This window comes from Marinobacter sp. (assembly GCF_041690455.1).
GTDB lineage: Bacteria > Pseudomonadota > Gammaproteobacteria > Pseudomonadales > Oleiphilaceae > Marinobacter.
In genome coordinates, this window is the sequence record NZ_JAWLHI010000090.1 from 1 (window position 1) to 11526 (window position 11526).

The 11526-nt window shown below is 59.3% G+C and carries 13 protein-coding genes and 1 pseudogene; 3 read left to right on the top strand and 11 right to left on the bottom strand.

The genetic code is table 11. The annotated features are described in order from the left end of the window. The 9 genes and pseudogenes from ACESMW_RS16915 to atpD form a co-directional block, all read right to left on the bottom strand. Positions 1-237: pseudogene (locus ACESMW_RS16915) on the bottom strand (F0F1 ATP synthase subunit gamma); the annotation flags it as partial. A gap of 1 nt (position 238) precedes the next feature. Beyond that, a complete protein-coding gene (locus tag ACESMW_RS16920; protein WP_372988169.1) occupies positions 239-1768 on the bottom strand; it encodes an alternate F1F0 ATPase, F1 subunit alpha in 1530 nt (509 codons plus the stop codon). A gap of 4 nt (positions 1769-1772) precedes the next feature. Continuing rightward, complete coding sequence (gene atpF, locus ACESMW_RS16925) at positions 1773-2540, bottom strand: F0F1 ATP synthase subunit B (RefSeq protein ID WP_372988170.1); 768 nt, start codon at positions 2538-2540, stop codon at positions 1773-1775. A 3-nt stretch (positions 2541-2543) separates the two neighbouring features. Beyond that, entirely contained in the window at positions 2544-2822 is a 279-nt protein-coding gene (locus ACESMW_RS16930; protein WP_372988171.1) for a F0F1 ATP synthase subunit C, read from the bottom strand. Positions 2823-2835: 13 nt separating this feature from the next. Beyond that, positions 2836-3552, bottom strand: coding sequence for a F0F1 ATP synthase subunit A (locus ACESMW_RS16935; protein ID WP_372988172.1), 717 nt, complete (start codon positions 3550-3552; stop codon positions 2836-2838). Further along, complete coding sequence (locus ACESMW_RS16940) at positions 3549-3866, bottom strand: ATP synthase subunit I (protein WP_372988173.1); 318 nt, start codon at positions 3864-3866, stop codon at positions 3549-3551. The genes ACESMW_RS16935 and ACESMW_RS16940 overlap by 4 nt, the downstream gene beginning before the upstream one ends. Continuing rightward, on the bottom strand, positions 3859-4173 hold the full coding sequence (locus ACESMW_RS16945) for an AtpZ/AtpI family protein (RefSeq protein ID WP_372988174.1): 315 nt from the start codon (positions 4171-4173) through the stop codon (positions 3859-3861). Before ACESMW_RS16945 ends, ACESMW_RS16940 begins: the two co-directional genes overlap by 8 nt. After that, a complete protein-coding gene (locus tag ACESMW_RS16950) occupies positions 4166-4594 on the bottom strand; it encodes a F0F1 ATP synthase subunit epsilon (protein ID WP_372988175.1) in 429 nt (142 codons plus the stop codon). The genes ACESMW_RS16945 and ACESMW_RS16950 overlap by 8 nt, the downstream gene beginning before the upstream one ends. Further along, on the bottom strand, positions 4584-5993 hold the full coding sequence (atpD, locus tag ACESMW_RS16955; protein ID WP_372988176.1) for a F0F1 ATP synthase subunit beta: 1410 nt from the start codon (positions 5991-5993) through the stop codon (positions 4584-4586). The genes ACESMW_RS16950 and atpD overlap by 11 nt, the downstream gene beginning before the upstream one ends. Before the next feature lie 314 nt (positions 5994-6307). Between atpD and ACESMW_RS16960 the strand changes: the two genes are divergently transcribed. Beyond that, a complete protein-coding gene (locus ACESMW_RS16960) occupies positions 6308-8173 on the top strand; it encodes a choice-of-anchor F family protein (RefSeq protein WP_372988177.1) in 1866 nt (621 codons plus the stop codon). Between the two features lie 86 nt (positions 8174-8259). Here the strand turns inward: ACESMW_RS16960 and ACESMW_RS16965 are convergent, their stop codons facing one another. Next, a complete protein-coding gene (locus ACESMW_RS16965) occupies positions 8260-8745 on the bottom strand; it encodes a hypothetical protein (protein ID WP_372988178.1) in 486 nt (161 codons plus the stop codon). Between the two features lie 81 nt (positions 8746-8826). Beyond that, positions 8827-9363, bottom strand: a complete 537-nt coding sequence (locus ACESMW_RS16970) for a DUF2058 domain-containing protein (protein WP_372988179.1) — start codon at positions 9361-9363, stop codon at positions 8827-8829. A gap of 106 nt (positions 9364-9469) precedes the next feature. Between ACESMW_RS16970 and dbpA the strand changes: the two genes are divergently transcribed. Further along, on the top strand, positions 9470-10843 hold the full coding sequence (gene dbpA / locus ACESMW_RS16975) for an ATP-dependent RNA helicase DbpA (RefSeq protein WP_372988180.1): 1374 nt from the start codon (positions 9470-9472) through the stop codon (positions 10841-10843). A gap of 224 nt (positions 10844-11067) precedes the next feature. After that, positions 11068-11319, top strand: coding sequence for an OadG family protein (locus ACESMW_RS16980; protein WP_372988181.1), 252 nt, complete (start codon positions 11068-11070; stop codon positions 11317-11319). Positions 11320-11526 lie beyond the last annotated feature (207 nt).

Consider the following 11526-nt stretch of genomic DNA (forward strand, 5'->3'; position numbering starts at 1 on the left):
GACCGCGCCCAGGCGGTGGTTCCCCGAAGGTGACCCCCCTGCAAAGCTCGCGGGATCAAAGTCCTTCAGAACCACATGCAGACCCATTTCCACCGTGCGGTAGTAGCCCGCCAGCGCCCGGACCGCCTGTTCATACTGGTGGATGTTGGCTGCCGATAGCGCTTTCATGGTCTTGACGATGCCACGGAGATCACCAATGCTGTCCAGCTGCTTCTGAAGATGCTCGAGAGATTCCATATCAGGCCTGGTCCGTCTCTGAGAGTGTGAGTTCTGCCAGTGCCGCTTCGATGGCCTCGGTGATCCGCTGCCACTGTTCGTCTTCCAGTTTCTTGCCACTGTCTATCTGGGCACAGATCTCCGGCAAGGATTCGAGCAGGTGCCGCTGAATTTCCTGTTCCGCTTCCGAGACTTTGTCCGCCGGCAGGTTATCCAGCAGACCGGCGTTTACGGCAAAGAGAATGCCCGCCTGTTCGCAGGCCCGCAGGGGGCGATGCTCGCTCTGTTTCAATACCTCCCGGACGCGACGGCCACGCTCGATGGTTGCGCGGGTGTCCTTGTCCAGGCGAGTGGAAAAGCGGGCAAAGTTTTCCAGTTCCTCGAACTGGGAGTAGGCCAGGCGAAGGTCGCTTGCCACGTTCCGCAGGGACGGGTGCTGGGTTTTCCCGCCAACCCGTGACACGGATTTGCCCACATCGATAGCGGGTAGGAGGCCTTTCTGGAACAACGTGGGTGACAGGTAGACCTGGCCATCAGTAATGGAAATCAGGTTGGTGGGAATGTAGGCGGAAATATCCTGGGCCTGGGTTTCAATAACGGGCAAAGCGGTCAGCGAACCGCCACCGAACTCGCTGCGCAAGTGCGTGCTGCGCTCCAGCAGCCGGGAATGGATGTAGAAGATATCGCCCGGATAAGCTTCCCGGCCCGGTGGCCTGCGCAGCAGCAGGGAGAGCTCCCGGTAGGCCCGGGCGTGGCGGGTCAGGTCATCATAGACTATCAGGGCATCCTGGCCCTGTTCCATGAAATATTCCGCCATGGTGGTGGCGGCGTAGGGGGTGATATAGCGAAGGCCGGGGGGATTGTCGTCCGAGGCCACCACCACGACCGTGTACTCCATGGCCCGGTGCTGGCGGAGGGTTTCCACCACCTTGCCAACCGAGGTCGCCCGCTGGCCAACGGCACAGTAGATGCACAACACGTCCTTGTCCCGCTGGTTGATGATGGTGTCGATCGCGATGGACGTCTTGCCGGTCTGGCGGTCGCCGAGGATCAGCTCCCGTTGACCCCGGCCAATGGGAATGAGGGCGTCGATGGATTTGATGCCGGTCTCCAGCGGGGTGGTGACCGGCGCCCGCTCGATGATTTCCGGCGCCGGCCGTTCAATGGGCCGGCGTTCGTGGAACTCCAGCGGCTTGCCCCCATCCAGTACCCGGCCTGTGGCGTCAATCACCCGGCCCAGCAGCCCGTCACCCACCGGGGCGTCGGTTTCCCGGCCGGTTGCGGTCACCCGTATGCCGGCATTGAGCTTCTCGCTATCGCCGAGCAACATGATGCCAACTTCGTCCGGTTCCAGGTTGATGGCGACTCCGAGAACGCCATCGGGGAACTGCACCAGTTCCTCAGAGGAAACACTGGCCAGGCCGCGCACCCGCGCAATGCCGCCGCCCACCTGCAGGACGGTTCCGGTTTCCTGGCTGTGCAGGGAGAACCGGTTGTCCTCGGCGACACTGCGGATGGTTGCCATGGTGTCATCGAGCATCTGTGTCAGCATGGCATCAGGCTCCCGGCTCGTCGGTACTGAGGGGCTCGAAAGCCTTCTCGATACTCGTTGTCAGCTCTTCAAGGTAGTCCGACAGGTTCCAGCTGATCCGCTGGCCCTCACAGGTCAGCTCGATGCCACAGATCAGCTCTGGTTCCTGGGCATAGCTCACCGCCAGATCGGCGCCGATCTGTTCGTGGATCGCCCGGGTCAGACTGCTCCTCACGGCCGGATCGAGCTCGAACGAGCTGGTGACCGTGGCGGGCTCGGCCGAATTCCCCAGGGCTTCCCGGGTTGTTTCGTCCAGCGACTGCAGTTTCCGGATAAAGGTATGGGCAATTCTTTCCTCCAGCCGCTCGTCGGCCAGGTCTTGCAGCGCCTTCCGGATCACCGATTCAACCACGTCCAGTGACTGGTGCCGCAGCCCGTCGATAAAGGCAGTCTTTTCCTCGCTCACCTCGCGCATCCAATGGCTGCGCGCCCGGGCGGTTTCCTCACGGGCCTGATCCAGCATTTCGCTGCGGGTCTGACGCGCTTCGTGGCGTGTTTCTTCCAACAGCTCCTCACGCTCCTTCTGGAAATTGGACAGCTTCTGTTCGTAGGTTTGTTTTACCTGCATTGCCTGCTGTTCACGGTCGTCCGCCTCATCCATGCGGTTGCGGATCTTCTGCTCACGCTTGTCCATGGCCCGGATAACCGGGTGGTAGAGAAAGCGCTTGAGCAGCCAGACCAGGATCAGGAAATTGACAACCTGGGCCGAGACCGTGATCCAGTTGATTTCCATGGATCAGCCTCCGGCAGCCGCCGTTACATGGTCCCAGAACGGGTTGGCGAAGATCAGGATCATGGCCACCACAAAGCAGTAGATTGCCGTTGACTCGATCATGGCCAGACCCACGAACAGGGTACGGGTGATCGTGGCGGATTCATCCGGCTGCTGGGCAATGGCAGCCAGGGCCTGGGCCACGGCCCGGGCCTCCCCGAATGCCGGTCCGATGGAGCCAATGGCGATGGTGAGGCCGGCGGTAATAACCGAAACCATGCCGATAAGAGAAATGCTGTCCATAAGTGCAACTCCTTTACTGTTCGGACGGTGGTGTTTTCTGCTGATGTTCGTCTGGCTCGCCATGCTCATGGACCGTGGTGGCCGAAGCGATATAGACCATGGCGAGAATGGCGAAGATGTAGGCCTGGATCATGCCGGTAAGCAACCCCAGCAACTGCATGACCACCGGAAAGAAGTAGGGGGTCAGGCTCAGCAGGATGGCAACGATAACCGTGCCACTCATGATGTTGCCGTAAAGACGCACAGCCAGCGCGACCGTGCGGGAAATCTCCCCGATCACATTGAACGGCAGCATCAGCGGGGTTGGCTTGATGTAGTGCTGCAGGTAGGCTCCGGCGCCCTTGCTGGCAATGCCGAAAACCGGTACGGCAACAAACACGCAAATGGCAAGGGCGGTTGTGGTCGACAGCGACCCCGTGGGGGCCATGTAACCCGGGATCACGTTGAGCAGGTTGGCGCTCGCAATAAACAGGAACAGGGTGCCCACGAACGGCAGGTAGGGCCCTGGCTGCTGATGGCTGACCTGGGCGATCTGGTCCCGGATGCCAACCACCAGCACCTCCAGGAGGTTTTGCCAGCGCGACAGCTCGTGGCCTTCCGAGAGCTTACGGTTCACCAGCCAGGACACCAGCGTCAGCAGGGCCATCACCAGCCAGGTAAACACGATGGTCGCATTCAGGGCGAAATCGCCCCATTGCCAGTAGACGATGCTGTCTGGCGAGATGGTCATGCCTGTGGATCCTCCCCGGCCGTCGTGGACCGAAGCCGTCGTCCGATCATCAGACGGGGCATGGCAAAGCCGGCGGCCGCCAACAGGAGATGCTCCCAGCTACCGATCCGGGCAATCAACAGGAATCCGGCCAGGGTCACACCAAAGCGCAACAGGAGGCTGGCCAGCATCAGCATGGCCGGATGGGCCGCCGTTGGCAGTCTGTGGACCGTCAGCCAGAGCCCCCACAGAAAGACCGTGCCCAGCAGGATACCCAACCCGAAACTGGCTACGTAGCTCGTCATAAGTCCGGCAAGAGATTCCCCCTCAGTCATCTTCACTCTCCTGTTTGATCCAGTACCATGCGTTCAGGCACCCCAGGGCCACACCGATAATCAGGAGGGTCAGCGTCCAGGACACCTCCCCGGGCCAGCGCCGGTCGGCCCAGACGCCGATGGCGATGCCAAGCAGGGTAGGGACAGCCACAGACCAGCCCACCAGTCCGAACATGCCCAGCCCGAACCAGGCCGTGCGGCGGTCCTCTGCCCGGGCTTTCTGTTTGCGCCTTGCCCGGCGGCCGACTGTGTTACCCAGATCTTCGGGGTCGTTGTCAGGCCGTGGCGGGTCGGGTCTGTCAGCCATGGAACTGCTCCCTGAGATCAAGGAATCTTCGCAGGGCGCCGGCCTCGAGCCGCGCAAGTGCGCTGCGGGCCTTGCGCTCATGTTCGTCCAGCTCCAGGAAGTGTTCCTCGATCAGCACCTGTAGCTCCGTGATGTCTGTTCCGATGACGCCCTGGAGCGTGGAAATGAAGACATCGCGCCCGCACTTCACCAGGATGCCCCGGTCCACGGCGGCAAAGTGTTCCTCACCTTCACTGGTATAGAAGGAAAGAACGCCGGGGACCAGCGCTGCCACGAAATCAATGTGCCTGGGCAACAGGCAGAACTCGCCGTTTTCCGCCTCGGCAACGATTTTCGAAACGGGCTGCTCCAGCAGCACTTCCGTCGGCAGCAACAGGCGAAGGTTCATGCAGTTGCCGGTCTGTGGTTGATCAGGACTCATGGCTGGCCTCCGGGATATCCACCTCATCGATGTCGCCAATCATGTACAGGGCTTTTTCGCTGACCTTCTCGAACTCGCCGGCCAGAATCCGCTCGCAGCCCGCGATGGTTTTTTCGAGGGGCACCAGCCGACCGCCTTTGCCAGTGAACTGCCCGGTGGTGAAAAACGGCTGGGTCAGGAACCGTTCCAGTCGGCGGGCCTTGCTCACCGTGGCCCTGTCCTCACGGGACAGTTCTTCCATCCCGAGCATGGAAATGATGTCCTTGAGATCGTCGTATTCCGCCAGGGTACTGCGCACTGCCTGGGCCACCCGGTAATGGCGAGGGCCGACAATGGTGGGGGTCAGCATCTTCGAATCCGTTTTCAGGGGATCCACGGCAGGGTACAGGCCCTGACTGGCCCGCTTCCGGGAGAGCACGATGGAGGCGGTCAGGTGCGCAAAAATATGGGTGGCGGAAGGGTCCGTCAGATCATCCGCCGGTACATAGACCGCCTGCACCGAGGTAATGCTGCCATTGCGAGAGCTACAGATTCGTTCCTCCAGGGCCGCCAGTTCGGTGGCCAGGGTCGGCTGGTAACCTACCCGGGACGGAATCCGGCCCATCAGACCGGAAACCTCGGTCCCTGACTGGACGAACCGGAACACGTTGTCGATCAGCAGCAGCACATCTCGCTTCTGCACATCCCGGAAATGCTCCGCGATGCTCAGGGCTGCGTGGCCAACCCGGAACCTCGCGCCGGGCGGTTCGTTCATCTGGCCGTAGACCAGCACCGCTTTTTCCAACACCCCGGATTCCTGCATGGAGCTGTACATGTCCTCGGCCTCTCGCATGCGCTCGCCAATGCCGCAGAACAGGCTGACCCCCTCATACTGCTCGGCCATGTTGTTGATCATCTCGTTGATCAGCACCGTCTTGCCTACACCTGCGCCCCCGAACATGCCGGATTTGCCGCCCCGCTCCATGGGGGCGAGCAGATCGATGGCCTTGATGCCGGTTTCAAAGATCTCGGTACTGGTGGTGCGCTCGGCGAGTGGCAACATCGGGCGGTGGATGGGCCAGTACTCGGTGGTTTCGATGGGTGGGCCACCATCAACCGGTTTGCCGAAGACATTGAGCATGCGGCCCAGTAGTGAAGGGCCGACCGGCACCTTGAGCCCCGATCCGGTCTGTTTGACCGGCTCACCCCGGGCCAGTCGCCGGGTGGAGTTCATGGCGATGCAGCGCACGGTAGTGGTATTGAGGTGAGTCTGCACCTCCAGCACCACGTGCCAGTCCTTGCCGGTCCGCAGTTCGGCGTTTCGGGAGGGCAGGTCGGAGCTGAAATGTACGTCCACCACGTTGCCCCGCACTGCGGCGACGCTGCCCTGTGCGTCGGATGGCTGGCCCCTGACATTCATGCTATTGCTCCTGGTGAGCCGGCCCGTGAAGGCCCAGGTACTGCGACACTTTGTCGCAGGCTGGGCGTGCCTGTGTTCGACTCTGCCCGGAACGTAACCCGTCTTTCCCGCTCCGGCATACCCCGCTCCCTAAGGCCTTTAATGGGTTTACCTCAAAGGTTAGCATGGCCTCGGAGTTTTACCGCTTCAGAAACGGCGCGTGAGCCGGAGTGATCCCGATTTTTTATTCCGAAACCTTATTTGAATATTCGCCGGACTGCTTCTAACGTTCAAGTGGGCGAAGTTCGAAAACAATCTGTTACAAAGGAAGTACCATGAGAGTTACAACTATAAAGTTTGCAAGGAAACCGCTTGCAACGGCGGTTATGTGTTCAGTTTTGGGTGTGGCTCCGGCAGCGTTTGGGGCGACGATTGATAGTGTGAATACCGATAACCTGGCGGATCCCCCGGTTGAGGGGAAGACGCTGGTTTATACCGATACTGCGGGTACTGCGACTTTTGGCTGGTTTGATCCGGTCAATGATAGTGGTGAAGTCGGACTGGGTATTTCGGTATATAATGAGATTTTCAGTGCGGCCGGAAATGATTTCCAAGGTTGTATCATGGCTCAAACCGATCTTGAGCCTGACCCGGATGCTCCTCAGGCGCAGCAGGATTCACCCAACTGTCTTGCTCCTGGTGATTCAGGTAAACGTTTTAAGCTGAAAACGACCGAAACCAATGGCCCGATCGATATCGTTCTAAACGTAACGGCTGATTCCGACGCCAAGCTCTATCGTGTGATAGGAAAGTTCTCTAACCTCACAGCTGCCCTTAACGATGCAGGTGGAGACCTCAACGCGTTCCGGTTTGAAACCGGTTTCGGGGTAGGCAACGAATTTGTTACTTCTTCAGCCGAAGATGGCCTGTCTTTCGGGATGCAAGCGGATGGTCTGTCGAAAATCTCTGCTGGCAATCTCGGGAAGTTCCCAGGTGGCTTGTTCGGCGGCAGTAAGGTGGAAGGTCTCCCGTTCTTCAGTACCAGTGTTGCCGAGTTTGTTGAGGGTACAACTGGAGCCGATGAGGATGTCATCGAAACAAGCGGAACAATTTCAGAGGAATATTCTGTCCTGTTTGGCGACTGGATGGCGTTAAGCCAAGTGCCGACAGGGTGGTTTATCGACCATGACGGTAACCCGGCTAACGATTCGATTCTACTGGCCTGGAATGCTGGCACGGTGGATACACCGGATTGGCAAACCTATCAAAAAGTCTTTAACAGTGTAGACGTGCAGGCAATTACGACAGAAGGTGAAACCGTAACCGCTCCCGCAACCGTTTATGATCCCAATGGAGACTCTTTTGGCGAATACGACGATGGCACCACTGTTTACACAATTGATGTAAGCAATGTACAGCCACTGGTCGATACCCTTGGTGAAGGGGACGATGACCCCGCTAATGACGCAATCGACTTGGCGTCATCATCAGCTGCAGTACTATATGTCGCGAATTACAACGCTACGGACACCGGGTTTAAGGTGTTAATCGATGGTGAGGACGTAGCTATAGCTGCTTTCGACACCTGGGCGGAGAACCCTGTCACGATCAGCGACACGGATTCTGTGGTAACGCAGCCCGTCTTTGCAACCTGGGACCCTGAAGCACTTGATGGTGAAGGTGCGTATAGGCCAGGTGACAAGGATGGACAGGCATACACGGGCGAAGCCTATACCTTCGAGGATGCGGACGCTGATGGCGATGGCTTACTCAGCCTGGATGAGGTGGCAAACGCTGATCCCTCAATTTTTGCTGATGGGTTGGTCCGTAAGGCTGGCTATGTTCAAGGTGCTGTGGAAGATCTGGCCAACGTCAACATTAACACTTCGGTTGCCGTATCGGGCACCAGCACTTGGCCAACCTGTACCGGTGACGGTACCGAAACGAGCTGCACCTTCACACTGCGGGTTACAGGCCTGAACGATGCCGTTGAAGAGCCGGTTATCCCGCCATCGCCGGTGGTGCCTGAGCCTGAACCCGAGCCCGAGCCGGAAGAACCTTCCTCTTCTAGCAACGGTGACGGCACCATCTTCGGCTGCACCGCAGGCAAGCCGGGTTCTCCGTTCGATCCGGTTCTGCCGGGCATGGTGCTGGCAGCTCTGGCCGGTCTGTGGGTGCGCAAGCGTCGCGGGACGGCCTGATTTGGTTAGTATCTGAGTCGTAAACGAAAACGGGGCTGAATTTTCAGCCCCGTTTTTTATTCCCGGTAAAGTTGGCGGGCCTTTAATCAGCCACCGCCACCCTGGCCACCAGATCCCTTGATCTTGTACTCCTGGTTGTTGCCACCACCGCCGGAGCCCTGGTTGCCACGGTTACCTTGTCCACCATTCATCATACCCTGACCGTTACCCTGGCCCTGGCCGTTCATCATACCTTGGCCCTGACCGTTACCCTGGCCGTTCATCATGCCTTGACCCTGACCTTGGCCTTGACCTTGACCATTCATCATGCCTTGGCCCTGGCCGTTCTGGAGCTCTACGCCGCGCTCGCGGGCGCGCTCAAGCATGCGTTCCCGGTGCCGCTGCAGGTATTGCTGCCGTTCCGCCTGGGTGTTCAGGTTCTGCATGGTCTGGCGGTGTTCCTGCATCTCCTGCTGGGTCATCAGTTCCCGGCCGAAGACCGCTTCTTCTTCCTGGGCTGCGAGGGGAAAGCTGGCCATGGTAACCACCATGGCAACGCCGGCGGTGCGAATCAGTGAGGTTTTCAGTTTCATGGTGGTTTCCTCCCGAATGAGACTGTACCTGCAGTGTAGTTCAGCGCCGCCGGGCGGGAAGTTATTACTAGTACCTACCACCTACCACATCAGGTCATCAGGGATTTCGTAGCCGGCGTAGGGATCGTCCTCGCCCTGGTCATCCTGTTTGCGGTCATGCAGCACCACGACGGGACCTTCGTCACGCTCCATGATCTTGCGGGCGACCTTTTCAGGCACCACATCATAGTTCTCGCCCAGACGAACCACCGCCAGACGGCCACGGGAGAGCTGGTCCACCATGGTGTCATCCACCAGGATTTTCTTGATCTTCTTACCATCCACGAACTGGTAGGAGGTTTCGCCCCGGCTGCGATCCAGGCGGTTGGTTTCCACCAGCTGGCGGATCTGGGCCTGGATGGCTTTTTTCTCCGCCTCTTTCTGGCGCTGCAGGTTCAGCTGGCGGTCCCGTTCGGCCTTATCTTCCCGGGCCTGGCGGGCGCGGATTTCCGCCTCGTTGACCTGTACCGCCCCTTTGGGTTGCTGTTTGCGTTGCTTGCGCTTCTCACTGCGGATGGCCTTGGCTTTTTTCTCGTCGGCCAGGCCGGCTTTCAGTAACTGATCCTGTAGGGATGCCATCGGTAGCTCCGTTCTTTATTTACCAAATCGGGTATCCTGATGGTGTAGTATACGCGCTCGTTTTTGCCTTCATAACCAGCATCGGCTGTCCCCGGGATTTTCTTGTATGTCTTCCTTTAAAGAATTTGGTCTTTCACCCGCCATGGTTGCCAATATTGAGCAGCTTGGTTTCAAACAACCTACCGAGATCCAGGCCAAAGCCTTGCCCCATTGCCTGGCCGGTAGGGATGTTATTGCCATGGCCCAGACCGGCAGCGGGAAAACGGCGGCCTTCGGCATCGGATTGATCGAGGGCCTCCGGCCGCGACTGTTTGCCGTGCAGGCGGTGGTGCTTTGCCCCACACGTGAGCTGGCGGACCAGGTGGCGAAATCCCTGCGGGAACTGGCCCGGGCCCGGAAGAATATCAAGGTGCTTACTCTGTGTGGCGGGGTTGCCATCGGCCCCCAGATCGGCTCCCTGAGCCACGGGGCGCATATCGTTGTGGGTACGCCGGGGCGGATTCAGGATCATCTGCGCAAGGGCACGCTGAAGCTGGATAAGGCCACCACGGTTGTCCTGGATGAGGCCGACCGGATGCTGGACATGGGCTTCCAGGAAGCCATGGAGGACATTCTTTCCCACACGCCGGACACCCGCCAGACCCTGATGTTTTCCGCCACCTGGCCGGAGGCCATTCGCAAGCTCAGCAGCCAGTATCAGCGCGAGCCGGTGGATGTGAGGGCGGAGTCGTCCGGGGAGAATCCGGACATCCGCGAGCTGTTCTATGAAATTCCTGCGGGTGCCACTGCCGAGGCGGTGATGGCGGTATTGTCGGAGCGCCAGCCGGCTTCCTGCATCGTGTTCTGTACCACCAAACAGCAGTGTGATGAGCTTGCCGACAGCCTGCGGGACAGCGGCTTTTCCGCGTTGGCGCTTCACGGGGATCTGGAACAGCGGGATCGGGACAGCGTGCTGGTGCGTTTCGGCAATCAGAGCTGTTCGGTGCTGGTGGCGACTGACGTGGCTGCGCGAGGCCTGGATATCAAATCCCTGCCCCTGGTGATCAACGCCGAGCCGGCAAGGGATCCGGAGGTTCATACCCACCGGGTGGGCCGGACCGGTCGTGCGGGCGAGCAGGGTCTGGCGGTAACCCTCTGCACACCCGCCAAAGGGCACAAGATCAGCCAGCTTGAAGCCGCCCGCAAGCGGCCGGTGGAGTGGGGCGATACCGAAGCCCTGCTGGCAGTGCCGCGCCGTCCGGTCGCACCGGCCATGAGGACACTGTGTATTGCCGGCGGCCGTAAGGACAAGGTGCGCCCCGGTGATGTTCTGGGCGCGTTGACCGGCGAAGCGGGCATTCCCGGTACGGCTGTGGGCAAGATCGATCTGTTTGATTTTCAGTGCTTTGTTGCGATCGACCGGGAGCTTGCCGCCAAGGCTCTGAAGCGCCTCGAGCAGGGGCGGATCAAGGGGCGGAAAATACGTGTCCGATATGCCTGAATCGGGAATGGTGCCGGTTCCTGGAAAGTTGTCATTTCAGGCCGTGAACCTCGGAAAGCGCGTATGGCAAATCTCATTCAGGTTGCTCAGGGCAGGCGAAAACGGTAAATTACGCAGGATTTTGCCTCCCGATTTGTCCCGATAAGGCTGTAAGACGTTAGTCTAAGTGGTCGGACCGGGCAAGGCGGGGAAATCATACAAACCAATACAGGTAGCTGTTCGATATGAATGAGCTGATGTCACAAGCCGTTGATCTGATGATCGCAGGCATGGGCTTCGTGTTCGTGTTCCTGATCGTTTTGGTATTCGCGACACTCCTCATGTCCAAACTCATTGGACGGTTTGCGCCACCAGAGCCGGCAACCCCGGCCAGAACGCCACGTGCCAAGCCGAAGGCGCCCACGTCGGTTGATCCTGACACCGCCGAGGCCATCAAGAAGGCGATTGCACAATACCGGTCACGCCACAAGAAGTGACCCGGTAACAGATAGAACCTTTTAACAGAAGGCTGACACGATGACTGACACAAAGAAACCGCTGGGGATTACGGACGTAATTCTGCGTGACGCCCACCAGTCCCTGCTTGCCACCCGTATGCGGCTGGATGACATGCTGCCTATTGCCGAGAAACTCGACAAAGTCGGTTTCTGGTCTCTGGAATCCTGGGGTGGAGCTACCTTTGA

Coding starts and splice junctions, on each gene's coding strand:
- atpF (WP_372988170.1), bottom strand. CDS start 2,540: ATGGAAATCAACTGGATCACGGTCTCGGCCCAGGTTGTCAATTTCCTG.
- ACESMW_RS16970 (WP_372988179.1), bottom strand. CDS start 9,363: ATGGCATCCCTACAGGATCAGTTACTGAAAGCCGGCCTGGCCGACGAG.
- ACESMW_RS16940 (WP_372988173.1), bottom strand. CDS start 3,866: ATGACTGAGGGGGAATCTCTTGCCGGACTTATGACGAGCTACGTAGCC.
- atpD (WP_372988176.1), bottom strand. CDS start 5,993: ATGAATGTCAGGGGCCAGCCATCCGACGCACAGGGCAGCGTCGCCGCA.
- ACESMW_RS16965 (WP_372988178.1), bottom strand. CDS start 8,745: ATGAAACTGAAAACCTCACTGATTCGCACCGCCGGCGTTGCCATGGTG.
- ACESMW_RS16960 (WP_372988177.1), top strand. CDS start 6,308: ATGAGAGTTACAACTATAAAGTTTGCAAGGAAACCGCTTGCAACGGCG.
- ACESMW_RS16935 (WP_372988172.1), bottom strand. CDS start 3,552: ATGACCATCTCGCCAGACAGCATCGTCTACTGGCAATGGGGCGATTTC.
- ACESMW_RS16920 (WP_372988169.1), bottom strand. CDS start 1,768: ATGCTGACACAGATGCTCGATGACACCATGGCAACCATCCGCAGTGTC.
- ACESMW_RS16945 (WP_372988174.1), bottom strand. CDS start 4,173: ATGGCTGACAGACCCGACCCGCCACGGCCTGACAACGACCCCGAAGAT.
- dbpA (WP_372988180.1), top strand. CDS start 9,470: ATGTCTTCCTTTAAAGAATTTGGTCTTTCACCCGCCATGGTTGCCAAT.
- ACESMW_RS16950 (WP_372988175.1), bottom strand. CDS start 4,594: ATGAGTCCTGATCAACCACAGACCGGCAACTGCATGAACCTTCGCCTG.
- ACESMW_RS16930 (WP_372988171.1), bottom strand. CDS start 2,822: ATGGACAGCATTTCTCTTATCGGCATGGTTTCGGTTATTACCGCCGGC.
- ACESMW_RS16980 (WP_372988181.1), top strand. CDS start 11,068: ATGAATGAGCTGATGTCACAAGCCGTTGATCTGATGATCGCAGGCATG.